Raw genomic sequence first — 22,823 nt, forward strand, 5'->3', positions numbered from 1 at the left:
GCATAATCATTCATCATGTTAATCGAGTTTAAAAATATCTTTGTCGAACGCGAGGGCCGCCAAATACTGGGCGACCTGAGTTTAAGACTGTCTGAGCGTCGGATTGGGATCATGGGTCCCAACGGCTCGGGCAAGAGTACCTTTATTCGCTTGATTAATGGTTTGTTGCTCCCAAAAAGAGGGCAAATTTGCGTCGATGGACTCGATACGCGTCTCGAGGTTGAAAAGATACGCAGAAAAGTGGGGTTTGTGTTTCAAAACCCTGATAACCAGATCGTTTTCCCAATTGTGAGCGAGGATATCGAGTTCGGTCTCAAACGGCGGATCCCTGAGGCCAGTATGCGCTACCAACGCATGCAGGAGGCTTTAGACCAACTCGGTGTGCTGCATTTGCAGGATCGCTCAATTCATACCCTTTCAGGGGGTGAAAGGCAGCTGGTCGCATTAGCAGGCGTATTGGCGACAAAGCCTGATATTTTAGTGTTTGACGAGCCTACGACGCAACTTGACTTGCGTCTGCGCAACCGTTTTGAACAACACCTCTCGGCCTTGCCTCAGCCTGCCTTGATTGTGAGCCACGACCTTGAGCTCATGAGCACGATGGACCGCGTGCTGGTGATTGTTGAGGGTCGACTCGCCTTTGATGGCGCGCCCGTCGAAGCGACGGCCTGGTATAGGACGCACTGCGGCTAATGGGCTCTTTTTATTTTCCTGGCGATAGTTGGTTGCACCGAACGGCCGCTGGCGTGAAACTCGTACTGTTGATGTTGGCGGGTGCGGGCTTGATGTGGGTGCACGATTGGCGCGTCCTTCTGCTGGTGTTGCTAGGAGTATTGTTATTCGTTCAGCAATCTGGCGCACGTATCCAGCAGGTTTTACTGCATCTCAAGACCTTGAGTTGGCTTGTGGTCATTCTCGTTCTCTTCACTGCGTTTGCGCAAACACCTCTGGTCGCGCTGGAGGTCGGATTACGTATTTATGCCTTGTTACTCGGCGCACTGTTAGTGTCGATGACCACGTCGATCGCACAGATGATGGAGGTTTTAATCTGGTTCTTAAAGCCTTTTCATCAGCTTGGCTGGGTCAATAGCGAACGTGTCGCGCTTGTGTTTGGGCTCACCCTGCGCTTGATTCCGGAGTTGACCGTGCAGTGGCAAGAAATTCGCGAAGCACAGGCTGCCCGAGGCCTAAAAGCGAATCCTTTTACAATGGGTGTGCCGATGTTGTTGCGTACGCTCAAACGAGCGCAAGACATTGCAGATGCGTTAGATGCAAGACAGTAGGGCGCGTGCGATCCGTCACGCCTTCATGCGCAATGCGGACCTATTTTCACCCATAAATGGAACGTAGATGTTGAAAACAAAAGATCTTGTCTTAGTCGCGCTGTTTACCGCGATGATTATTGTTCTGGGACTCATTCCACCCGTCCCGGTTCCTTGGGTGCCCGTGCCGATCACCTTACAGACCTTTGGGGTGATGTTGGCAGGCTTGATCTTGGGGCCTTGGCGGGGCGGCTTGGTGGTGTTGACCTATGTGTTGATCGCTATGCTGGGCATCCCTGTACTTCCGGGAGGACGTGCCGGTCTGGCCGTCTTGGCCGGCCCGACAGGCGGGTTTTTGCTGGGAATGATCCCAGGGGCTGTCATCACCGGATGGCTCGCGGGTGCTTTACCCCGCGGCCAGATTGCGCATTCACAGCAGGGATGGAAAGCTGTTGCGCCTCAGGTGCTTCGCTGCTGGGTCGCGAGCGTCATCGGCGGTTTGCTTGTTGTCTATGCCGTTGGGATTCCTTGGTTGGCCACGGTCACCGGGATGGGGCTGAACAAGGCTGCCTGGGCCGTCATCGTGTTCTTACCTGGTGACTTACTAAAAGCGCTCGTCGCGAGTATCGTCGCACAGCGTGTGCGACGACTCGGTTTGATTTAACCTCGGGTTGAATGAGGTGATTTGAGCGCTTTGCGGCGCTCGAACCAAGCGCTTAATTCGCCTACGATTCCGCGTCGGAATGCCAAGACGCAGATCACGAAAATGAGTCCGATCACGATAGTGACCGATTCGCCAAGTCGTTGAAACCACTCAATCCCCGTCCATTTTGTGAGGGTCGCACCTAGATCGCCTACTTTGTTTTCAAGTAGGACGACAATAAAGGCGCCGATCACAGGACCCACCAGCGTACCTAGACCGCCGATCAGGGTCATCAAAATGACAAGTCCTGACATTTGCCAGGTCGCATCCGTCAAGGTCGCCGAGACAAAGATCAGCATCTTGGTGGAGCCCGCAAGACCCGCCAGCATGGCTGAAAGAACAAAGGCCAAAAGTTTGAAGCGGTCGACGTCATAACCGAGCGAGGTGGTCCGTGCTTCGTTTTCGCGAATGGCCTTGAGGACTTGCCCGAAAGGGGAATGTACGGTTCGCCAGACAATGAAGTAGCCAAAGACAAAAATAGCCATCACGACATAATAGAGATTGAAGTCGCTTTTTAAATCAATCAAACCGAACAGCGTGCCGCGAGGAACCCCCTGAAGGCCATCTTCGCCACCCGTAAATTTGGCCTGAAGAAAAAAGAAGTAGACCATCTGAGAAAGCGCCAGCGTGATCATCGCAAAGTAGATGCCGCTTCGACGAATCGCCAGCGCACCCATCGCTAAGCCAAGTCCCCCAGCCACTAACACGCCAAAGGCCAGGCCGACCTCGGTCGGGAATCCCCACAATTTAATGGCATGCCCTGAGGCATAGGCCGCGCTTCCGAGAAAGGCGGCGTGCCCAAACGAAAGCAGTCCTGTGAAGCCCAGCAAAAGATTGAAGGCGCAGGCAAAGAGCGCATAGCACATGATTTTCATGACAAAGACGGGATAAATCCCCGTCAGCGGCACAAGGGCCAGAAGGACCAGCGCAACAAGATATCCGAGATTCTGACGATTCATTTTTCTTTTCCGAACAAGCCGGCGGGGCGAAGTAGCAAGACGATCGCCATGATGATGAACACAACCGTGCTCGATGCTTCGGGCCAAAAGACCTTGGTGAGCCCCTCGATGACACCGAGTCCGAGACCGGTGACGATGGCACCCAGGATCGAACCCATTCCGCCAATTACCACTACTGCAAACACGACAATAATGAGGTTAGAGCCCATGAGTGGAGAGACTTGGATAATCGGAGCCGCTAACACGCCCGCAAAACCCGCCAAGGCGACACCGAAACCATAGGTCAAGGTGATCATGAGTGGAACGTTGACCCCAAAGGCCTCGACGAGTCTGGGATTTTCAGTACCCGCGCGCAAAAGCGCACCGAGTTTTGTACGCTCGATGACAAACCACGTGATTAGACACACCGTAAGGGAAGCCACGACAACCCAAGCCCGATAATTCGGGAGCATCATGAAACCGAGGTTTGTGGCACCACGCAAGGCCTCAGGAGTCGAATACGGCTGCCCGGAGGCACCATAAAAACTGCGAAATAAACCCTCGATCAAGAGCGTAATTCCGAAGGTCAATAAGAGACCATAGAGGTGATCAAGCTTGTAAAGATGTTTGAGCAGAAATTTTTCAATGAGAATGCCAAATAAGCCGACCAAAATAGGCGCGACAAGGAGCATCACCCAGTAATTGAGACCGAGGTAGTGCAGACCCATCCAGGCTAGAAAAGCACCCAGCATGTAGAGTGCGCCGTGCGCGAAATTAATGACGTTGAGTAAACCGAAAATAACGGCCAAGCCCAGCGACAAGATGGCATAGAAGGAGCCGTTCACCAAGCCAAGCAGAAGCTGACCGAGAAACGCTTGCAAGGGAATACCAAAAATAGTGATCATCGTCTGCCTACTTCATGAAACCAATTACTCTTACTGTGTCGTACCCCCCCGGCAGACTGAAGCGTCGCCAGGGGGTGGGCCTGCTTACTTCTTGATGAGTTTGCAAGTGGATTCGGAGAGTTTGGTAAACACCTCTTCACCTGGTAGGACTGCGATTTGCTTGTAGTAGTCCCAAGGTCCTTTGGACTCGCTTGGTTTTTTAACTTCCATCAGGAACATGTCATGCACCATACGACCGTCTTCGCGGACGTAACCGTTCTTGGCGAACATATCGTTGACCTTGTTGGACTTCATCCATTTCATGACGGTGTCGCCATCATCACTATTCGTGGCTTTGACAGCATTCAGATAGAAGGATACGGCTGAATAATCACCCGCCTGAATCATCGAAGGCTTGCGCTTGACACGTGCTTCGAATTTTTTAGACCAGGCACGAGTTTCATCATTTTGATCCCAATACCAACCGTCGGTGAACTGCATGCCTTGTGTGGCCTGAAGACCAAGCGAGTGAATGTCGTTGATGAAAATCAGCAGGCCGGCCATTTTCATGGTCTTGCCAATGCCAAACTCGTTGGCGGCTTTGATCGAGTTGATGGTGTCACCCCCCGCATTTGCCAAGCCTAAAATCTGTGCCTTGGAGCTTTGGGCTTGTAATAAAAAGGATGAGAAGTCTGAGGAGTTCAGTGGCGCGCGCACCTGACCTTTGATTTCACCACCTGCTTCTCGGACGACCTTGGCGGTATCACGCTCAAGCGCATGACCAAAGGCATAGTCAGCCGTCAAGAAGTACCAAGTTTTGCCACCCGCCTTTACAACGGCGGAGCCTGTGCCACGGGCTAAGGCAACGGTGTCATAGGCCCAGTGGACGGTATAGGGCGTGCATTGTGAGCCTGTGAGATCCGAGGCTGCGGCGCCGATGGCGAAAAAGGGCTTTTTCTTTTCAGCGGCAATGCCAGCCAAGGCGAGGTTAACGCCGGAGTTCGTACCACCAATCAGCATGTCGATCTTTTGCTGATCGAACCATTCGCGCGCACGCGCAGCTGCGACGTCCGCTTTGTTTTGGTGATCCGCAAATAAAAGCTCAACCTTTTTTCCGTTGATCTGACCGCCTGCATCGGCAATCGCCATGCGAACAGCCTCAACGCCGCCTGCACCATCAATGTCAGAGTAGACGCTGGCCATATCGGTGACGAAACCGATCCGAATGACGTTGTCGGAAACATTGGCTTGTGCAGTGTGGCCAACAAGTCCGAGGCCCGCGATCATGAGCGAAGCGCTTAGGGTACGAAGTTTCATGTATTTCTCCTGGGGGGGGTTGCTGCGATTAAAATTTTATTATTAGACACCGAGTAATTCATTGAGTACAGATTGCTTTTCCTTGAGTTCGCTGGCATCGAAATGCTCGACGATTTGACCATGTTCCATGACATAAAATCGATCCGCCAAGGGCGCGGCAAAGCGGAAATTTTGCTCAACCATGACGATGGTGTAGCCTTTGTCTTTGAGCATTTTGATCATGCGACTCAACGCTTGCACAATGACTGGCGCAAGCCCTTCGGAAATTTCATCAAGCAAGAGCAGATTGGCACCCGTTCGCAAAATGCGCGCGACCGCCAACATTTGTTGTTCGCCACCTGACAGCCGAGTGCCGGGAGAGTGGCGTCGCTCTAATAGATTTGGGAATATTTCATAAATTTCGACAAGCGTCATGCCACCGCCAGGGACGCCCACAGGGGGAGGTAATAGGAGATTTTCCTCACATGACAAGCTGGCAAAGATGCCACGCTCTTCTGGGCAATATCCGATCCCGAGATGTGCGATCTTGAAGGTGGGCATGTTGATCGCTTCTTGCCCATGAATACGGACGGATCCTTTGCGAGAGCCCGTCAGACCCAAGATCGCGCGCAAAGTCGTGGTCCGACCCGCGCCATTACGACCTAGGAGGGTGACGACTTCGCCTTTATTCACCGTTAAGTTGACGCCATGCAAAATATGAGACTCGCCATACCAAGCTTGCAGATCAGTAATTTCGAGTGCGCTCGTGCTCATCCATGTGCTCCCTCAAGTTCGCCTTCAGTCGTGCCCATGTAGGCCTCCATTACGGCGGGATCTTTTGAAACGTGGGCGTAGTTGCCCTCAGCCAATACCGAGCCGCGCGCGAGTACCGTAATCGTGTCGGCGATCGAAGACACGACATTCATATTGTGTTCAACCATCAAAATCGTGCGGCCGACACTGACGCGCTTAATGAGTTGTGTCACGCGATCAACATCTTCATGACCCATGCCTTGTGTGGGTTCATCGAGCAGCATGAGTTCGGGCTCCATCGCGAGCGTGGTGGCGATCTCGAGGGCGCGTTTTCGTCCATAAGGAAGGTTGACCGTCATTTCGTCTGCAAAATCGCCGAGATCGACTTGTTCGAGCAGTGCTCGGCCGCGCTCGTTCAGGGCGTTCAATCTTTGATCGCTCTGCCAAAAGTTGAAGGAAAGACCGGTTTCGCGTTGTAGTCCAATCCTGACATTTTCGAGTACAGAAAGATGAGGAAAGACAGCGGATATCTGAAAGGAGCGAATAATGCCCCGACGGGCAATGTGCGCTGGGGTGTCACGGGTGATGTCGAGGCCGTTAAAGGTAATGCTGCCACGCGTTGGCGTTAAAAACTTGGTGAGTAGGTTAAAGCACGTAGTCTTGCCGGCACCATTGGGGCCAATCAGAGCATGGATCTGACCACGCTGTACGCGAAGAGACACTTCATTGACCGCTACAAAACCACGAAATTCTTTTGTGAGCCCTTTAGTCTCAAGAATGATGTCTTGCATGCAGTAACCCGCCCAAATAATTTAAGATTTAATGACGAAGTATGGCGTAAATCAGCGTCAAAGCTCAATGAGGGTTTGCCTGAGGGTTGTTAACCCTTGGTTTTTTTCGTGTACTCACACAGATCAGAAATGCCGCACTGAGGACATTTTGGCGTACGCGCGACACAAATGTAACGTCCATGCAAAATGAGCCAGTGATGCACATCAAGTTTGAATTCGTCAGCAACGAACTTTTCTAGCCCTTTTTCGACGGCAACGACATCTTTGCCAGGGGCGATTTTGGTCCGATTGGATACCCTGAAAATGTGGGTGTCGACGGCGATGGTTGGTTGGCCAAACGCCGTGTTCAGCACCACGTTGGCCGTTTTGCGACCCACACCAGGGAGTGCTTCGAGCGCTTCTCGCGACTGGGGAACCTTGCCCCCATGTTGCTCGAGCAATATTTTGCATGTGGCAATCGCGTTTTTCGCCTTGGTTTTAAACAGGCCAATGGTCTTGATGTATTCCATGAGTTTTTCTTCGCCGAGCGCCAAGAGTGCTTTAGGCGTGCCGTAGCGAGGGAAAAACTTGCGGGTGGCGATATTGACGGCTTTGTCGGTCGCTTGTGCCGAGAGCAGAACGGCGATCAGCAGCTGAAAATCGCTGCCGTATTCCAGTTCGGTCGTCGGGTTAGGATTGGCCGCACGCAGGCGGGTAAAAATTTCTTTGCGTTTTTGTGGGTTCATGGCGTGCTGGCATTGCGGCGAGCGCGTGCGCGCGCAAGCGCGGCTTGGGCGGCTGTGCGTTTTTCTTCGGTCGTATTGGCAATGGGAGCGGCCTGAAGGGGGGGCTGCTCCGTGCTTCTTAAACTGGCGGGTGTTTTGTTGAGCCTTGTTGTGCGGCGTTCATAGCGCGCGCGCGCCAGATCGGCATCGTCTTGGGTCCAAGCCCGTGTTGGCTCGACATTGATCATGTCAATGCAGTCCACCGGGCAAGGCGCGACACATAAATCACAACCTGTGCAGTCAGACGCGATGATGGTATGCATGACTTTTGACGCACCTAAAATAGCATCGACAGGGCAGGCCTGAATGCAAAGTGTGCAGCCAATACAAAATTGCTCATCGATCACAGCAACCTGAAGGGGCACATGGGTGCCGCAATTTACATCAAGAGGCAGTATGGGGCGCTCAAGCAGTTGAGCCAACGCGGCGATCCCGGCGTCGCCGCCAGGAGGGCAGCGATTGATCGGGGCGCTACCCTCGGCGATGGCGCGCGCGTAGGGCGCGCAGCCCTCAAACCCACATTTCGTGCACTGAGTCTGCGGCAGCAGAAGATTGATACGTTCAGCCAGCATTAGACCCGACGGATAAATTCCGAAATTTGCGGGCAAATCATCGTGCGCCAGCGGCGTCCCGAAAAAATGCCGTAATGACCGCAGTCAGGCGCAGTGAAGTGTTGCTTGCGCTTGGCTGGAATCCCTGAGCAGAGGGTTTGAGCCGCACGTGTTTGACCTTCGCCAGAGATGTCGTCGAGCTCACCTTCGATGGTGAACAAGGCGACAGTTTTGATGTCGGCTGGGCGAACGATCTGTCCATCGATTTCCCAAGTGCCATTTGGTAAATCAAAATCCTGAAACACAACGCGAATCGTATCAAGATAAAAATCGGCGGACATATCGAGTACGGCGTTGTACTCGTTATAAAAACGGCGATGCGCCTCGGCATCATCGTCATCGCCACGCAATAAGTCCAAGTAAAAATCGTAGTGTGATTTGAGATGACGATCCGGATTCATCGATAAAAAGCCGGCGTGTTGCAAAAAGCCAGGATAAACGCGACGACCGGCTCCCGGGTATTGGGCAGGAACGGTATGGATGAGCTTTTCTTCGAACCATTCGAATGGCTTGGTCGTAGCCAGTCGGTTGACCTGAGTGGGGGAGCAGCGTGGATCGATCGGTCCGCCCATCATCACCATACTGCGTGGCAAGCAGGGATCTTTGTTGGTTGCCATCAGTGAGATCGCGGCGAGGGCGGGTACAGTGGGCTGACATACGGACATCACGTGCACATCTGGGCCGAGGTGGCGGATGAAGTCCTGAACGTAACGTACGTAGTCGTTTAAATCGAAAGCGCCATCGGATAAAGGCACCATGCGGGCATCGATCCAGTCGGTGACATAGACCTCGTGCTCAGGCAGTAAGGCGCGCACGGTGTCTCGCAACAGCGTGGCGTGGTGACCAGACATCGGTGCGATCATCAGTATTTTAGGTGTCGCTTTGCGAAGCTTTTCAGAAATATCGCGTTTGAAATAAATCAGATTGCAGAAAGGCTTGGCGCACACAATCTCTTCGCTGACGATGACGGGTTTGCCGTTGACCTCAGTCAAGGGTAAGCCCCAAGCAGGCTTTTCGTACTTTTTTCCAAGGCGATGAATGAACTCGTAGCCAGCAGCCATTTGTCGCGCCATGGGCGAGTAGGCAAGAGGACTAGCGGGGTGAGAGAAGAGTTTGGAACCCACTTCGGTGAAGTGTGCAAGAGGCGACATGAGGGCCCGGTGCATTTCATGCAAGTCATAGAGCATGCGTCATTCCAAAAAGGTCATGTGATAACGCATTATGCGCCCGATCTGAATCGTATTGAGCGACTGAGTACAGGTTATTTGTTGCGACGCAGCAAAATGTCGTTTAGTCGCCACGCCCGCGAGGGTTTACCAGTAGTTTTCGACGGCAAGATTGCCTGCAACCCCGCGTCGCCCGGGGGCAAAACCACGCTCGGCGAGCAAACCACGCATTTCCGTCACCATCGCGGGATTGCCGCAAAGCATGATGCGCGAGCGGGTGGGTTCAAGGGCAACCCCTACGCGTTGTTCGAGTTCGCCGTTGGTCAATAGTGTGGTGAGGCGGGCTGGGTGCAGCCAATGAGGCCGGATCGAAGGGGAGAGCCCGCAACTCAAGACCTCCTGAGATGTCACGGGCAGGTAAATCAATTGAGCCCGCTGAGGGTCGGTGAGGTTTGCGAGCGCCAAGAGTTCTTGGCGGTAGGCGAGTTCGTCGGATTTTCTGACGCCGTGCAGCAAAATGATACGTTTAAAACGATGCCATGTGGCTGGGTCCCGCAACATGGAGAGGTAGGCGGAGAGCCCGGTACCCGTGGCCACAAGCCAGAGATCCTCGCCATCGACAAAACGTTCGAGCGTTAAGAAACCAAAAACAGACTTGTCGATCCAAAGGGCATCGCCGGGTAGTAGGCGTGCCAAAGCTGGGCTGAACTTGCCGTCAGGCACGACCACTGAGAAAAACTCAAGCTCGTCTGCATCGGGTTTAGACACCATCGAATAAGCGCGCCATTCGTTCGGTGTGGGCGTAGCGACGGGGGCAACTGATTCAGTCGAGCCGACACACAAGCCTAAGCGGGCAAACTGTCCGGGGAGAAATGCAAATCCCGAGGGGCGCGTGACGGTGATGGAAAACAGCTTGTCCTCTAGCCAATGGGTTTTGGCGAGAAGAGTTTGTAGCGTATAGCGCGGTTCGCTGGGCTTGGTTACTGGATCAGTCATTGGGGGGCGATGCGCTCGGGAGAAGCACTCAGCGTTCGAGATACTTGAGCTTGTCGGGAATGCCGTTCCAGTTGTCCGAGTCTTCGAGAGGCTTTTTGGAGCGACTGATACTCTTGAAGCTTGGGGAAAGCTCGGCATTGAGGGCGATGAATTTCATTTGGTCCTGTGGCACGTCTTCTTCGGCAAAAATCGCATTGGCCGGGCATTCGGGAATACAGACGGCACAGTCGATGCATTCGTCCGGGTCGATAACCAGAAAGTTGGGTCCTTCGCGAAAACAATCTACAGGACACACGTCCACACAGTCTGTGAACTTACATTTAATACAGTTTTCGGTCACAACATGCGTCATGTGTTTCACCAGAGTGCAAATAAGATGGTTATATTTTACCTAAAGCGATGTCGCATGTTCGGGATACCCCTAGGATGTGAGATGGCTGTGCTAATGTTCAAAAAAATTCCTAAAAATACCCCATGATCATTAAATCCCTGCTGGATACTGACCTCTACAAGTTCACCATGATGCAGGTGGTGTTGCACCACTTCCCCGCGGCGCAGGTCGAGTATCGCTACAAGTGCCGTACACCTGGGATCAATTTGCGCCCCTATCTAGACGAAATTCGCTCGGAGATCCATCGCTTGTGTCAGCTGCGCTTTAGCGAAGACGAGCTCGTCTATCTTGGGGAATTGCGCTTTATCAAAAGCGATTTCATTGACTTTCTGGGTTTATTCCATTTGCCAGAAAAGTGCATCACAGTCTCGGAGGGTGCCTTACCGGGAGAAATTGACATTCAAGTCAAAGGATCCTGGCTGCACACGATTTTATTTGAGATCCCGGTACTGGCGATTGTCAATGAGGTGTATTTCCGCCGGACTTGTACGAATCCAGACTGGGAAGAAGGACGTCAGCGACTTCAAACAAAAATGAAGCTCGTGCTCGACGCGACGGATCTCGATGATTTTAGGGTAGCCGAGTATGGCACGCGACGCCGGTTTTCGCGCGAGTGGCACGAGGAGGTCGTTGTCACCATGAAAGCCCAGATGGGCAAGCATTTTGCCGGTACCAGTAATGTCTGGTTCGCGATGCGTCATGGTGTGCTCCCCTTGGGTACGATGGCGCATGAGTATTTGCAGGCGTGTCAGGCACTCGGCCCACGGTTGCGTGATTCGCAGGTATTTGCTTTGGATACATGGGCCAAGGAGTATCGGGGAGACTTAGGGATCGCCCTCTCCGATGTGTATGGTGTAGCCGCATTTTTACGCGATTTCGATATGTATTTTTGCAAGTTGTTCGACGGTGCGCGTCATGACTCTGGTGATCCGTTCGATTGGGGCGAGCGCATGATCGCGCATTACAAAGTCAATCGTGTCGATCCCCGGACCAAGACCTTGATTTTTTCAGATGCGTTAACATTTCCACGCGCGATTGAATTGACCCGTCGCTTTGCCGGGCGCTGTAAAACTGCGTTTGGTATTGGTACGAATTTGACCAATGATTTAGGTCATGACCCGCTGCAGATTGTGATGAAGATGGTGCGCTGTAACGGACAGCCCGTAGCCAAAGTTTCAGACGCACCTGAAAAAACCATGTGTGATGACAAAGCCTATCTTGCATACTTACGACAGGTCTTTGAACTCCCGCCCGCCTAATCAGTCCAACCCTTTGGTGCACAAAGCGCCATTTTTAATTTAAGGAAAAACAATGAGTCACATCAAGCGTGTAAATGTAGGCAAGCGACTTTCCGACATGGCGGTCTACAACGGCGTGGCGTATTTGGCTGGGCAGGTTGCCAACGATACCAAGCAAGACGTGACCGGACAAACGGCTCAAGTGCTGGCTGCGATTGATGCTTTGCTCGCAGAAGCGGGTACGGATAAAACCCGAATTTTGATGGCCCAAGTATTTGTTGCCAATATCGCCGAGTACGATGGTATGAACAAGGCGTGGGAAGCTTGGGTGCCTGCCGGCAATGCGCCACCGCGCGCCACGATCGAAGCGCGTCTCGCCGGTCCCGACTATAAAGTTGAAATCGTCGTGACCGCCGCTGTTTAAATCACGTCCCTTTTTATTCTGCAAACTTGGTATCGCCTGAGCAAAAATTTGATGTAGACACCTTGACCGTCGACATGACAGAAGACGATCAGGCTTTGTTTCGCCGAGCGGTACAGTGGGCCAGCCAGGCGCTTGGCGATCGGTGCACACCCACGGGTGAGCGGCTGATGGATCATGCGCTTGGTTCGGCCAGTATTTTGTCCGGGATACAGACTGATCCTGCGACGCGCACTGCTGCGCTCTTAGTGTCGTCCTCTGAAATTTTGCAGCCCGACTTGAATCGAGGTCGACATACCGATCCTATCAAGGAGCAATTTGGCGCCGAAGTTGGTCGTCTAGTGCAAGGCGCCCGCGAATTGTTGCGGCTCAGCGGTATTGCGAGTGGAGCGAGCGATGGTTCTGAAGACGCCCCTTTACAAAAAGAAATGTTGCGCAAAATGCTGTTGGCGATGGCTGCTGACTTGCGCATCGTGCTGTTGAGGCTCGCCTCACGACTTCAGACACTTCGTTGGCATGCGAGTGCCAAAGTCCCTTGCACGCCTGATTTTGCGCGGGAAACGTTGGATCTTTATACGCCTTTGGCCAACCGTCTGGGTATTTGGCAGATCAAGTGGGAAATGGAAGATTTGGCGTTCCGCTTTACGGAACCAGTACGTTACAAAGAAATTGCCGGGTTGCTTGAGGAAAAGCGAACAGAACGTGAGCAGTTTATTGCGCAAACAGTGCGTCAATTGTCTGCCGCCCTCAAGAAAATGGAGATCGTTGCTGACATCACGGGGCGACCTAAACACATTTACAGCATCTACAACAAGATGCGTCAGAAAGAACTCGACTTTAGTCAATTGTTCGATGTGCGTGCGATGCGGATCATCGTGCAAACTGAGAGGGACTGTTATGGCGCGTTAGGGCTGGTTCACGAGCTCTGGGTGCCAATGGCTGACGAATTCGATGACTATATCTCGCGTCCTAAGCCCAACGGCTATCGCTCACTGCATACGGTTGTCGCGGATGAGAGTGGTCGACCGTTTGAAGTACAAATACGTACACGCGCCATGCATGAATTTGCAGAGTTCGGGATGGCCGCCCATTGGCGATACAAAGAAAGTCCACGCCCTGGCGTGAACGAGGCGACCGCGGCGACGGGTCAATATGATCGCCAGTTGGCGTGGATGAGACAGTTGTTAGCCTGGAATACAGAAGCCGCCACTCGACCTGAAGGTGGGGCCGCGACTAACAGGCACTCTTTCGAGCCCGTGTCCAAACCAGCCGAAGAGCGTATTTACGTCTTGTCGCCTCAGGCGCGCGTGATTGAGTTGCCCGCGGGCGCGACGCCGGTTGATTTCGCTTATTACTTGCATACGGATTTGGGTCATCGCTGCCGCGGTGCTCGCATCGATGGCCAGATGGTGCCTTTGCAAACGCAGTTACAAACCGGTCAGACTGTGGAGATCGTCACCACCAAGTCGGGAGGTCCTTCGCGCGATTGGATCAATCCGCAGCTCGGTTTTTTGGCCAGTCCTAGGTCTCGGGCCAAAGTACGTGCATGGTTCAACGCCATTGAGCTGCAGCAACGTATCACTCAAGGTCAGATGTTGGTGGAAAAAGAGCTTCAGCGTCTGGGTAAAACAGCCATCAATTTAGAGCATCTCGCACAGCAGCTGGGTTTTGCCCAGGCCGACGATTTGTATGTTGCGGTTGCCAAAGAAGAATTCAGTTTGCGACAAATCGACGCCGTGTTTCAGCCGATCGCGGCTGTGGCCGAGCCCAGCCTAGAGTCGCTGATTGTGCATGGCTCAAGGGCTGAGCGTGGCGGTGCGGGTACAAAAAGTGGCGTGTTGGTGGTTGGCGTTGATTCTCTGATGACGCAGTTGGCGAGGTGCTGCCGACCTGCGCCACCCGATGCCATTTCGGGTTTTGTGACGCGGGGGCGGGGAGTGTCGATTCACCGAGCCGATTGCGCGAGCTTTTTGGCGCTAAAAGCCCGGCAAGCTGAGCGTGTGATTGACGTGACTTGGGGTCAAGCAGAGGCACTCGCTCTTTATCCTGTCGACGTATATGTTCAAGCTCAGGACCGTGCCGGCTTGCTAAGGGATTTGTCCGAGGTCTTTGCCCGACTCCGTTTGAATGTAGTGGGGGTCAATACGCACAGTAAGGCATCGATGGCGTACATGTCCTTCACGGTTGAAATCCGCGATGGCGGTGAATTGCAGCGTGTTTTGTTGGCGTTGCGAGAGGTAGGCGGTGTATTGACTGCGGAAAGGCGTTTAACCTGACCATCCAGCTTTTGCGAGTCCAAGCGCGTTAATAGCGCGTGAATTGAGGGATTGGGTTCGGCTTTTCTGGCGACACACTGGTAAAATCAAAGTATTAGATAGCTTTACGCGCTTGGCATATTGTTGCCGGTGTAGCTCGGTCTGATCTGGAGATCCGGTCTTGAAACCCTATGACTTTCCCGATGCCAAAGGGCATTTTGGTCCCTACGGTGGTGTGTTCGCAGCAGAAACCCTCATGCAGGCGATCGAGGATTTGCGTTTGTCCTATGACAAATACCGCAACGATCCCGATTTCTTGGCGGAGTTCGAATACGAGCTCAAGCACTTTGTTGGTCGCCCGACGCCGGTTTATCATGCGCGCCGCTGGTCCGAAGAGCTTGGTGGCGCGCAGATCTGGTTCAAACGCGAAGACTTGAACCACACGGGTGCCCACAAGATCAACAACAGCTTGGGTCAGGCTCTGCTCGCACGCCGGATGGGCAAGCGCCGCATCATTGCCGAAACTGGCGCCGGGCAGCATGGAGTCGCGACAGCCACAGTGTGTGCGCGCTACGGCATGGAATGCGTGGTTTATATGGGTAGCGAGGACGTCAAGCGTCAGTCGCCCAACGTCTTTCGGATGAAACTACTCGGTGCTACGGTTGTGCCCGTTGAGTCTGGCTCCAAGACCCTCAAGGACGCTTTAAACGAAGCGATGCGTGACTGGGTCACGAACGTCGATGACACGTTTTACATCATTGGCACCGTGGCAGGACCGCACCCCTATCCAATGATGGTCCGTAATTTTCATTCTGTGATTGGTCAAGAGTCGATCGAGCAGATGCCTTTGTACGCCGGGCGTCAACCCGACTACGTGTTGGCTTGCGTGGGCGGTGGCTCAAACGCCATGGGTATTTTCCATCCTTATATTCCGTATGAAAACACCAAGCTCGTGGGCGTCGAAGCCGCAGGTGAGGGCGTTGAAACGGGCAAACACTCCGCTTCATTGACTGCTGGGCGCGTTGGCGTGTTGCATGGCAACCGCACCTACGTTTTGCAGGATGAAAACGGTCAGGTTGCCGAGACACACTCGGTATCGGCGGGACTGGATTATCCAGGCGTCGGCCCTGAGCACGCTTGGCTCAAAGATACCGGACGCGCATCCTATGTGAGTGTGACCGACGAAGAAGCCTTGGCGAGTTTTCATCATTGCTGCCTGATCGAAGGCATTATTCCCGCGCTTGAAACTTCGCATGCGCTGGCCTATGCCGCCAAACTCGCTCCCACGCTGCCCAAGGACCAAGTCATTCTGGTCAACTTGTCTGGACGTGGTGACAAGGATATCAACACAGTCGCGCAACGTGCGGGCATGGTGCTCTAAGGTTTTAAAGGCTTTCAAATCATATGGCTCAACAAACAGATCGCATCGCCGCCGCGTTTGCCCGCGCGACGCAACAGAAACGCGCTGCGCTGATCCCTTATATTGCAGCGGGTAACCCACTGCCCGAAACCACCGTGCCTTTAATGCATGCGTTGGTCAAGGCGGGGGCCGATGTCATCGAACTCGGTATTCCTTTTTCGGACCCGATGGCCGATGGCCCCGTGATCCAGCGCGCTGCAGAGCATGCAATCGCCCAAGGCATTGGACTCAAGCATGTGCTGGGTATGGTTGGAGAGTTTCGCAAACAAGACCAAGTCACACCGATTGTGTTGATGGGTTATGCCAATCCGATCGAAAATATCGGCCAACAAGCGTTTGCCGAACAGGCTGAAAAAGTAGGTGTCGATGGCTTGTTGACGGTGGACTACCCGCCCGAAGAAATTGATGACTTTGTGGGCTTGCTAAACAAACACCATATCGCGCCGATTTTCTTGTTGGCGCCGACCTCGACCGAGACGCGTATTCGCGCTGTTGGCAAAATCGCGCGAGGTTATGTTTATTATGTCTCACTGAATGGCGTGACGGGTGCGGGTCACCTTGATACCGCGGATGTGGCGATGCGCCTCAAGGGGATACGCCAGCATGTCGCTCTGCCAGTCGGTGTGGGTTTTGGTATTAGTGACGCAAAAAGTGCGCAGAGTATCAGTCTCGTGGCTGATGCAGTCGTGATTGGTAGCAAACTGATCGATACAATGACCAAAGCCGCTGCAGGTCTTCCTGTGGCTCAACAATCTCAGGCCGCGATTGATGCGGGAGCGGGTTGGTTGGCGGGTATTCGCCAAGCATTGGATGTGGCTAGATCTGCGGAGCATGCGAAATGAGCTGGCTTGGCAAGCTCCTTCCCCCTCGCATCAACAAGGCTCCTGCACAGGAAACCGTCAGCAAACGTGTCCCCGAAGGACTTTGGGTAAAGTGTCCCTCTTGCGAATCGGTGCTGTACAACGAAGACCTTGCCGCTAATCTGCATGTTTGCCCAAAGTGTGATCATCACATGCGCATTGGTGCACGTGCGCGTATTGAGTCACTGCTAGACATCGAAGGACGCGTGGAGATTGGTTCAAACACTCGCTCCATGGACCCGCTCAAGTTCAAAGATTCACGCAAATACCCTGAGCGCATTCAAGAGGCCGTGCGCCAGACGGGCGAGACAGATGCGCTTGTGGTGGTGAGCGGCGCTATTCGCAGTGTTCCCTGTGTGCTCGCTTGTTTTGAGTTTGAGTTCATGGGCGGCTCGATGGGTTCGGTTGTCGGAGAGCGTTTTGTTCAGGGCGTACAAGCCGCAATTAAAAATAAAGTACCCTTCATTTGTGTCGCCGCCTCGGGTGGTGCGCGTATGCAAGAGAGTCTGTTCTCCTTAATGCAAATGGCTAAAACCAATGCAATGCTAAGTCGACTCGCAGAGGCTAAGCTGCCCTTCATCAGTGTTTTGACGGATCCCACCATGGGTGGCGTTTCCGCTAGTTTTGCATTTATGGGCGACGTCGTGATTGGAGAGCCTAAAGCTTTGATCGGCTTTGCGGGGCCCCGCGTGATCGAACAGACTGTGCGTGAAAAGTTGCCAGAAGGTTTTCAGCGCTCGGAATTCTTGCAACAAAAAGGCGCCATTGATATGGTGCTTGATCGACGTCAGTTGCGCGAAGAGCTTGCACGCCTGATGGCGCTCATGACCAATCAGTCGATGGACAGTGTCGCTGCCTAAAAGATAATTTGGGTGAATAAAAAAGCGGTGCATCAACTCAGTTGATGCACCGCTTTTAACTTTCCAGTGTGACTTGCGCTTTCGCGCAAGAGAGTCAATTACCGAATAGTTTCTACTTGAACTAAAGGCTGACTAGATACAGCTGCCTTTGGCTTTGGTTCACGCCCGAGCTTAACAGGCACGACGTTTTGACTGGCCATCCCTTGCGCGACACGAGCAGGATCGGTTTCAACCCATTGCAATCCTGCTGTTTGCACAATTGCATGCAAAGTGGCTTGATCAACGCGTGGGGTCTGAGCCAAAGTCGGTGCCGTGGACACCGTCGCAACCTGAATCGGTGCGGGAGTGGGTGCGGCAGTGGTTACGGGAGAGGTTACGGGGGTGGACAGAACGGGAGTTGGAGCAACCACGAGCGCTTCAGGAGCGGCGGCGATAGGTGCCACAGCAACAGGTGCCACAACAACAGGTGCCACAGCAACAGGTGCCACAGCAACAGGTGCAGCAGGAGCAGTAGGAGGTGTGCTAGGCGCAGAAGATGCGACAGGCGTTACCGTTGCGCTTGCGCCGTGTTCGACATAGTCAACGGGCGCACTAGAAAGCGCGTTGCTCGACGCATGCTCAAAACCTTCTCTATCTGTTGCATGGTCTTCGCGTCCATCGATGCCTGTACCTTCGTCGGAGCCGCGACGGCCACGACGACTACGTCGGCGACGACGCTTGCGCTCTGGATCGGTTTGGTCGATATCATCCTCTGCCAAACCTTGTGCATTCAAGCCCTGTTGCAGATTGGCTTGATTGTCTGTCAACGCATTTGCAGCAGGTGTTGGGCGAGGCAGTTGAGGACGACGCTCAGCTGAAGAAGCAGAGTCCTCTGTCTGAGCGGTATTGGTCACCGCATCGACTTGATCTGGACGAACATCGCTACCATCCTCGCGACGGTTACGACTACGCCCGCGGCGGTTGCGATTGCCGCGTGAGCTATCGTCGCCTGAGTCGTTTGCTTCGGTGCGTGCTTGAGGCGCACGCTGGTCGAGTTCATCCTTGGGCGCACGACGATTGTCGGAAGTGGTTGAAGCTTCACCCGTTGCGGAGCGAGTTTCGCCGCGATTGTCGGGGCGACGGCCACGACCACCACGATTACCACCACGACGGTCACCTTGAGAGGGACGGCTGCGGTCACGTGAGTCAGTGGGCTTGGGTGTTTCTTCTTTTTTATCAGAGGAGGATCCGCCACTGAGCCAGCTAAAGAAACGGGAGAACAAGCCAGGTGTTTGATCGGCTTCGGCTTTTTTAGCGGGGGTCGAAGAAACGGGTGCGGGTTGTGCCGGTGTGATGCCTTTGACTAAGGCCTCAGGTTTGGCTTTAATTTCCTGCTCTTTAGGAGCCCAGCTCATATCCGTCGATGGCGCGTCCACTAAATCAAAGCTTGTCTTGAGATCCTCGAGACGAGGATCATCATGACGCAAGCGCTCGATATGGTGATGCGGCGTCTCGAGATGGCGGTTTGGGATCAGGATCAAGTTGACCTTGAGGCGTGTCTCGATCTTGGTGATGTCTGAGCGTTTTTCATTGAGCAAGAAGGTCGCGACATCGACTGGAACCTGCGCATGCACGGCTGCCGTATTTTCCTTCATGGCTTCTTCTTGGAGCAGACGCAATACTTGCAGCGCGCTGGACTCGGCGTCACGGATCACGCCCGTGCCGTTACAGCGTGGACACGTGATATGTGAGCCTTCGTTCAAGGCTGGACGCAGGCGCTGGCGCGATAGCTCCATCAGACCAAAGCGGGAAATTTTTCCCATCTGGACGCGGGCGCGGTCAAAGTGCAGAGCATCGCGAAGTCGATTTTCAACGGCACGCTGATTTTTCGTGTCTTCCATGTCGATGAAGTCGATCACGATCAGACCGCCGAGGTCACGTAAACGCAATTGGCGCGCGACTTCGTCAGCGGCCTCTTGGTTGGTGCGCAGCGCGGTTTCTTCGATGTCGGCACCACGGGTGGCGCGGGCCGAGTTGACGTCAACAGCGACGAGTGCTTCGGTGTGGTCGATCACGACCGAGCCGCCAGAAGGTAACTCAACCGTACGCGAGTAGGCGGTTTCGATCTGATGTTCGATTTGGAAGCGGGAAAAGAGCGGGACATCGTCGCGATAGCGCTTGACGCGCTCGACGTTGTCCGGCATGACAACGCTCATGAAAGCAGTAGCTTGATCGGCAATATCGTCCGTATCGATTAGGATCTCACCGATGTCCGGCGAAAAATAATCGCGTATCGCACGAATGACAAGACTCGACTCGAGGTAGATCAGAATCGGAGCAGGATTGTCTTTGGCGGCGCCATCGATCGCAGTCCAAAGCTGCATCAGATAGGACATGTCCCATTGCAGTTCTTCGGCATTGCGACCAATACCGGCCGTGCGAGCGATGATGCTCATGCCGGGCGGGATGGTCAACTGGTCCATGGCTTCGCGCAGTTCTTGACGCTCTTCGCCCTCGACGCGGCGCGAAACACCGCCGCCACGAGGGTTGTTAGGCATCAAGACCAAGTAACGACCCGCTAGGGAGATAAAAGTTGTGAGTGCCGCTCCTTTGTTGCCGCGCTCCTCTTTTTCAACCTGAACGATCAGTTCTTGGCCTTCGCGCAGGGCGTCTTGAATACGCGCTGACCGGACGTCAACACCTTCTTTGAAATAGCTGCGTGCGATTTCTTTGAAGGGCAGAAAGCCGTGACGGTCTTCGCCGTAATTAACAAAGCAAGCTTCGAGACCAGGCTCGATGCGGGTGATGACGCCTTTGTAGATGTTGCCTTTACGCTGTTCGCGTCCGGCGATTTCGATATCGAGGTCGATGAGCTTTTGCCCATCAACAATTGCAACGCGCAGTTCTTCCTGGTGCGTCGCGTTAAACAGCATGCGCTTCATGAGAGAGTTTCTCCATTTAAATGGCGCGTCGGAAATCGACGCGCAGCCACGCGTTGTTGGCTGCGAAACACTGAAGCAGGCAAAGAGGACGCGCGCCCTGTCGGGACGCACGAAGAAAAGGTCTTTAGACCAGCACTGTGCGCCCAGAGGCGCGGGGTTCATTCAGCAGGAGGGTCAGGATCACAAGAGTATTTGACAAAAGTGGTTGACTAAAAAATTGCTGAGAACATCAGGCGGATATGTGTCAAACGCCTGGTGCAGGGATACGACGGTTTCTTGCTTTTAATCTTGCTCTTAATTCAGTATTGCGCGCGGCACGAAGGGGGTAAACATTTCCAGCGCGGGCGAAACGTGAGAACGTCGCAACATCGCGCCTAAAGTGCATCCCAGTCTAGCCGACGACCAGCAACCCAGAGGACAAGAAAGCAAGCGGTACAATATTAAAGTGCAGTGCGCGATCCAGACGGAGACGTGACATAAAGTTGCATCTCGACGAAGGAAGGGTTTTAAACCCGGCTTTCTTAACCCTTTTAAGGCTTGTTCGATTATAAGCCCCTTTTGCTGATGCGCAAAGATTCTATCGCCCCTTTGAAAAATCCTGCTAAACCTGGCGTGAAATCTGCGCGAAAAACAGCGCCCCGTTCGCTTCCAATCCACGAGACTAAAAATAACTTGCCCCCAGCGCCTGAAGTCCCTGTTGTCGTGCCCGTCGTCCGGATGATCGAGGTGACCGAAGAGCACGACGGTCAACGGTTGGACAACTTTCTGATGCGTCTTTGCAAAGGCGTGCCAAAGAGTCATATTTATAAAGCGGTCCGGGGAGGAGAAGTTCGCGTCAACAAGGGACGGGTCGCGCCTGATGACCGAATCAAACTTGGCGATATGGTGCGCGTGCCTCCAATGCGTTTGCCCGCAGCAGATGAAAAAAGAATTGTGCCGGGTTGTGAATTTCCGATTATTTTTGAGGATGATGGCTTGCTGGTGATCGATAAGCCAGCCGGTACGGCCGTTCATGGCGGAAGCGGTGTGTCGTTTGGCGTGATCGAAGCGCTACGCTCGGCACGGCCTGAGGCCAAATTTCTGGAGCTTGCGCATCGCTTGGATCGGGATACCTCTGGATTGCTGATGATTGCCAAAAAGAGAAATGTCTTGCTGGCTTTGCACGAAATGTTTAGAACCGGCGGTGGTAGAAAGCATTATTTAGCGCTGGTGGAGGGTGACTGGGTCAATGCCAGGCAGCATATCCGGCTGCCGTTAGTGAAATGGACCACTCAGACAGGGGAGCGGCGTGTCAAAGTCGAGGCCGAAGGTCAGGTCTCACACACGATTGTGAGTGCAGAACGTCGTTTCAATGGCTATAGTTTGGTCGATGCCGAGTTACGAACCGGTAGAACGCATCAGATCAGGGTTCATTTGGCCTCAAGTGGATTTCCGATCGTGGGCGATGATAAATACGGGCGCGACGAGACGCGCGCAATATTCAGCAAGCTGGGATTTACAAGAATGTTTTTGCATGCCTGTCGACTGGAAATGCCCCATCCCTTGACTCAGGAGCCCATGGTGCTCGAAGCACCCATGCCCCTTAGTTGCGAGAAAATCCTCCAAAAGCTGGAGGCGCGATGAAACCCTATTCAGTCATCGTGTTCGATTGGGATGGCACCCTCATGGACTCGACGCACAGTATTGTGGCGGCGATTCAGGGCGCTTGCCGTGATCTTGAGTTGCGGGTGCCGACCGCCGCGGAGGCGGCTTGGGTGATTGGTTTGTCGCTCGAACCCGCTTTGCGACGCGCGGTGCCAGATTTGACGCCTTCGATGGAGCCGTTGTTTCTCGAGCGTTATCGTTACCACTACCTCTCTAAAGATACGCAATTGAAGCTTTTCGACGGTGTGCCGGAGATGCTGAGCGACTTACAGGCTGCGGGTGCGACGCTTGCGGTCGCCACTGGTAAAAGTCGTGTGGGGTTGAATCGAGCGCTTGCTGCGACGTCTCTGCACAGCGCGTTTGCGGCCACACGCACCGCGGACGAGACGTTTGGCAAACCGCACCCGGGTATGCTGCTTGAACTCATTGATGAGCTGATGGTTGAACCCGAGCGCATGGTGATGGTCGGGGATACCTCGCACGATTTAACGATGGCGGCCAATGCCGGCGTCCACGGAATCGGGGTTGCCTATGGCGCCCATCCCGAAAAAGAGCTCAGAGCATGCCCTCATCATACGATTGCCCTGGATGTGGCGAGTTTGCATAAATGGCTGCGCGAACGCATCGTTTAAGCCCGGTAGGTATTCGT

General features: G+C 53.7%; 22 protein-coding genes. 11 read left to right on the top strand and 11 right to left on the bottom strand.

The window, feature by feature from the left end; all coding sequences use genetic code 11:
- Positions 1 to 15: 15 nt before the first annotated feature.
- From AC8GE9_RS16780 to AC8GE9_RS16790, 3 genes are all read left to right on the top strand, one after another.
- A complete protein-coding gene (locus AC8GE9_RS16780) occupies positions 16 to 693 on the top strand; it encodes an energy-coupling factor ABC transporter ATP-binding protein (RefSeq protein WP_506678314.1) in 678 nt (225 codons plus the stop codon).
- Positions 693 to 1,283: an energy-coupling factor transporter transmembrane component T family protein gene (locus tag AC8GE9_RS16785; protein ID WP_506678315.1), complete on the top strand. Its 591-nt coding sequence runs from the start codon at positions 693 to 695 to the stop codon at positions 1,281 to 1,283. The genes AC8GE9_RS16780 and AC8GE9_RS16785 overlap by 1 nt, the downstream gene beginning before the upstream one ends.
- Before the next feature lie 70 nt (positions 1,284 to 1,353).
- Positions 1,354 to 1,926: a biotin transporter BioY gene (locus AC8GE9_RS16790; RefSeq protein ID WP_506678434.1), complete on the top strand. Its 573-nt coding sequence runs from the start codon at positions 1,354 to 1,356 to the stop codon at positions 1,924 to 1,926.
- Here AC8GE9_RS16790 and AC8GE9_RS16795 read toward each other — a convergent pair.
- From AC8GE9_RS16795 to fdxA, 10 genes are all read right to left on the bottom strand, one after another.
- On the bottom strand, positions 1,923 to 2,924 hold the full coding sequence (locus AC8GE9_RS16795) for a branched-chain amino acid ABC transporter permease (protein WP_506678316.1): 1,002 nt from the start codon (positions 2,922 to 2,924) through the stop codon (positions 1,923 to 1,925). The genes AC8GE9_RS16790 and AC8GE9_RS16795 overlap by 4 nt on opposite strands.
- Complete coding sequence (locus AC8GE9_RS16800; RefSeq protein WP_506678317.1) at positions 2,921 to 3,808, bottom strand: branched-chain amino acid ABC transporter permease; 888 nt, start codon at positions 3,806 to 3,808, stop codon at positions 2,921 to 2,923. Before AC8GE9_RS16800 ends, AC8GE9_RS16795 begins: the two co-directional genes overlap by 4 nt.
- An 84-nt stretch (positions 3,809 to 3,892) precedes the next feature.
- Positions 3,893 to 5,104 (bottom strand): ABC transporter substrate-binding protein, encoded by a 1,212-nt coding sequence (locus AC8GE9_RS16805; protein WP_506678318.1) that lies wholly within the window; start codon positions 5,102 to 5,104, stop codon positions 3,893 to 3,895.
- 42 nt (positions 5,105 to 5,146) lie between these two features.
- Positions 5,147 to 5,857, bottom strand: coding sequence for an ABC transporter ATP-binding protein (locus AC8GE9_RS16810; protein ID WP_506678319.1), 711 nt, complete (start codon positions 5,855 to 5,857; stop codon positions 5,147 to 5,149).
- On the bottom strand, positions 5,854 to 6,627 hold the full coding sequence (locus AC8GE9_RS16815) for an ABC transporter ATP-binding protein (protein WP_506678320.1): 774 nt from the start codon (positions 6,625 to 6,627) through the stop codon (positions 5,854 to 5,856). The genes AC8GE9_RS16810 and AC8GE9_RS16815 overlap by 4 nt, the downstream gene beginning before the upstream one ends.
- An 89-nt stretch (positions 6,628 to 6,716) precedes the next feature.
- Positions 6,717 to 7,352, bottom strand: coding sequence for an endonuclease III (gene nth / locus AC8GE9_RS16820; protein ID WP_506678322.1), 636 nt, complete (start codon positions 7,350 to 7,352; stop codon positions 6,717 to 6,719).
- A complete protein-coding gene (locus AC8GE9_RS16825) occupies positions 7,349 to 7,963 on the bottom strand; it encodes an RnfABCDGE type electron transport complex subunit B (protein ID WP_506678323.1) in 615 nt (204 codons plus the stop codon). Before AC8GE9_RS16825 ends, nth begins: the two co-directional genes overlap by 4 nt.
- On the bottom strand, positions 7,963 to 9,189 hold the full coding sequence (locus tag AC8GE9_RS16830; RefSeq protein WP_506678324.1) for a polyhydroxyalkanoate depolymerase: 1,227 nt from the start codon (positions 9,187 to 9,189) through the stop codon (positions 7,963 to 7,965). The genes AC8GE9_RS16825 and AC8GE9_RS16830 overlap by 1 nt, the downstream gene beginning before the upstream one ends.
- 126 nt (positions 9,190 to 9,315) lie before the next feature.
- The gene (locus tag AC8GE9_RS16835) at positions 9,316 to 10,164 is read right to left on the bottom strand and encodes a ferredoxin--NADP reductase (RefSeq protein ID WP_506678326.1); all 849 of its coding nucleotides are present in this window, start codon (positions 10,162 to 10,164) and stop codon (positions 9,316 to 9,318) included.
- A gap of 28 nt (positions 10,165 to 10,192) precedes the next feature.
- Entirely contained in the window at positions 10,193 to 10,516 is a 324-nt protein-coding gene (gene fdxA, locus AC8GE9_RS16840; protein ID WP_506678328.1) for a ferredoxin FdxA, read from the bottom strand.
- A gap of 122 nt (positions 10,517 to 10,638) precedes the next feature.
- Here fdxA and pncB point away from each other — a divergent pair, with 122 nt between their 5' ends.
- The 6 genes from pncB (at position 10,639) to accD (ending at position 17,609) form a co-directional block, all read left to right on the top strand.
- On the top strand, positions 10,639 to 11,814 hold the full coding sequence (gene pncB / locus AC8GE9_RS16845) for a nicotinate phosphoribosyltransferase (RefSeq protein ID WP_506678330.1): 1,176 nt from the start codon (positions 10,639 to 10,641) through the stop codon (positions 11,812 to 11,814).
- Positions 11,815 to 11,866: 52 nt separating this feature from the next.
- Entirely contained in the window at positions 11,867 to 12,217 is a 351-nt protein-coding gene (locus tag AC8GE9_RS16850; protein WP_506678331.1) for a RidA family protein, read from the top strand.
- 74 nt (positions 12,218 to 12,291) lie between these two features.
- Positions 12,292 to 14,490 carry a RelA/SpoT family protein gene (locus AC8GE9_RS16855; protein ID WP_506678332.1) on the top strand — a complete coding sequence of 733 codons (2,199 nt, stop codon included), beginning with the start codon at positions 12,292 to 12,294 and terminating at the stop codon, positions 14,488 to 14,490.
- Positions 14,491 to 14,650: 160 nt separating this feature from the next.
- Entirely contained in the window at positions 14,651 to 15,850 is a 1,200-nt protein-coding gene (trpB, locus tag AC8GE9_RS16860) for a tryptophan synthase subunit beta (protein WP_506678333.1), read from the top strand.
- 23 nt (positions 15,851 to 15,873) lie between these two features.
- Positions 15,874 to 16,731: a tryptophan synthase subunit alpha gene (gene trpA / locus AC8GE9_RS16865; RefSeq protein WP_506678334.1), complete on the top strand. Its 858-nt coding sequence runs from the start codon at positions 15,874 to 15,876 to the stop codon at positions 16,729 to 16,731.
- A complete protein-coding gene (gene accD / locus AC8GE9_RS16870) occupies positions 16,728 to 17,609 on the top strand; it encodes an acetyl-CoA carboxylase, carboxyltransferase subunit beta (protein WP_506678335.1) in 882 nt (293 codons plus the stop codon). The genes trpA and accD overlap by 4 nt, the downstream gene beginning before the upstream one ends.
- A gap of 98 nt (positions 17,610 to 17,707) precedes the next feature.
- Here accD and AC8GE9_RS16875 read toward each other — a convergent pair whose 3' ends face one another.
- Positions 17,708 to 20,530, bottom strand: a complete 2,823-nt coding sequence (locus AC8GE9_RS16875; RefSeq protein ID WP_506678336.1) for an Rne/Rng family ribonuclease — start codon at positions 20,528 to 20,530, stop codon at positions 17,708 to 17,710.
- A gap of 717 nt (positions 20,531 to 21,247) precedes the next feature.
- On the opposite strand from AC8GE9_RS16875, the gene AC8GE9_RS16880 reads away from it, so the two are divergent.
- Positions 21,248 to 22,153, top strand: coding sequence for an RluA family pseudouridine synthase (locus AC8GE9_RS16880; RefSeq protein ID WP_506678435.1), 906 nt, complete (start codon positions 21,248 to 21,250; stop codon positions 22,151 to 22,153).
- Entirely contained in the window at positions 22,150 to 22,806 is a 657-nt protein-coding gene (locus AC8GE9_RS16885; RefSeq protein ID WP_506678337.1) for an HAD-IIIA family hydrolase, read from the top strand. Before AC8GE9_RS16880 ends, AC8GE9_RS16885 begins: the two co-directional genes overlap by 4 nt.
- Positions 22,807 to 22,823 lie beyond the last annotated feature (17 nt).

Origin of the sequence: Zwartia lucis (assembly GCF_965234455.1) — a bacterium.
GTDB classification, from domain to species: Bacteria; Pseudomonadota; Gammaproteobacteria; order Burkholderiales; family Burkholderiaceae_B; genus Zwartia; species Zwartia lucis.

Excerpts from the sequence above, each read along its gene's own strand:
- AC8GE9_RS16780 (WP_506678314.1), top strand. The coding sequence starts at position 16 with ATGTTAATCGAGTTTAAAAATATCTTTGTCGAACGCGAGGGCCGCCAA.
- AC8GE9_RS16785 (WP_506678315.1), top strand. The coding sequence starts at position 693 with ATGGGCTCTTTTTATTTTCCTGGCGATAGTTGGTTGCACCGAACGGCC.
- AC8GE9_RS16795 (WP_506678316.1), bottom strand. The coding sequence starts at position 2,924 with ATGAATCGTCAGAATCTCGGATATCTTGTTGCGCTGGTCCTTCTGGCC.
- AC8GE9_RS16800 (WP_506678317.1), bottom strand. The coding sequence starts at position 3,808 with ATGATCACTATTTTTGGTATTCCCTTGCAAGCGTTTCTCGGTCAGCTT.
- AC8GE9_RS16805 (WP_506678318.1), bottom strand. The coding sequence starts at position 5,104 with ATGAAACTTCGTACCCTAAGCGCTTCGCTCATGATCGCGGGCCTCGGA.
- AC8GE9_RS16810 (WP_506678319.1), bottom strand. The coding sequence starts at position 5,857 with ATGAGCACGAGCGCACTCGAAATTACTGATCTGCAAGCTTGGTATGGC.
- AC8GE9_RS16815 (WP_506678320.1), bottom strand. The coding sequence starts at position 6,627 with ATGCAAGACATCATTCTTGAGACTAAAGGGCTCACAAAAGAATTTCGT.
- nth (WP_506678322.1), bottom strand. The coding sequence starts at position 7,352 with ATGAACCCACAAAAACGCAAAGAAATTTTTACCCGCCTGCGTGCGGCC.
- AC8GE9_RS16825 (WP_506678323.1), bottom strand. The coding sequence starts at position 7,963 with ATGCTGGCTGAACGTATCAATCTTCTGCTGCCGCAGACTCAGTGCACG.
- AC8GE9_RS16830 (WP_506678324.1), bottom strand. The coding sequence starts at position 9,189 with ATGCTCTATGACTTGCATGAAATGCACCGGGCCCTCATGTCGCCTCTT.
- AC8GE9_RS16835 (WP_506678326.1), bottom strand. The coding sequence starts at position 10,164 with ATGACTGATCCAGTAACCAAGCCCAGCGAACCGCGCTATACGCTACAA.
- fdxA (WP_506678328.1), bottom strand. The coding sequence starts at position 10,516 with ATGACGCATGTTGTGACCGAAAACTGTATTAAATGTAAGTTCACAGAC.
- pncB (WP_506678330.1), top strand. The coding sequence starts at position 10,639 with ATGATCATTAAATCCCTGCTGGATACTGACCTCTACAAGTTCACCATG.
- AC8GE9_RS16850 (WP_506678331.1), top strand. The coding sequence starts at position 11,867 with ATGAGTCACATCAAGCGTGTAAATGTAGGCAAGCGACTTTCCGACATG.
- AC8GE9_RS16855 (WP_506678332.1), top strand. The coding sequence starts at position 12,292 with ATGACAGAAGACGATCAGGCTTTGTTTCGCCGAGCGGTACAGTGGGCC.
- trpA (WP_506678334.1), top strand. The coding sequence starts at position 15,874 with ATGGCTCAACAAACAGATCGCATCGCCGCCGCGTTTGCCCGCGCGACG.
- accD (WP_506678335.1), top strand. The coding sequence starts at position 16,728 with ATGAGCTGGCTTGGCAAGCTCCTTCCCCCTCGCATCAACAAGGCTCCT.
- AC8GE9_RS16875 (WP_506678336.1), bottom strand. The coding sequence starts at position 20,530 with ATGAAGCGCATGCTGTTTAACGCGACGCACCAGGAAGAACTGCGCGTT.
- AC8GE9_RS16880 (WP_506678435.1), top strand. The coding sequence starts at position 21,248 with ATGATCGAGGTGACCGAAGAGCACGACGGTCAACGGTTGGACAACTTT.
- AC8GE9_RS16885 (WP_506678337.1), top strand. The coding sequence starts at position 22,150 with ATGAAACCCTATTCAGTCATCGTGTTCGATTGGGATGGCACCCTCATG.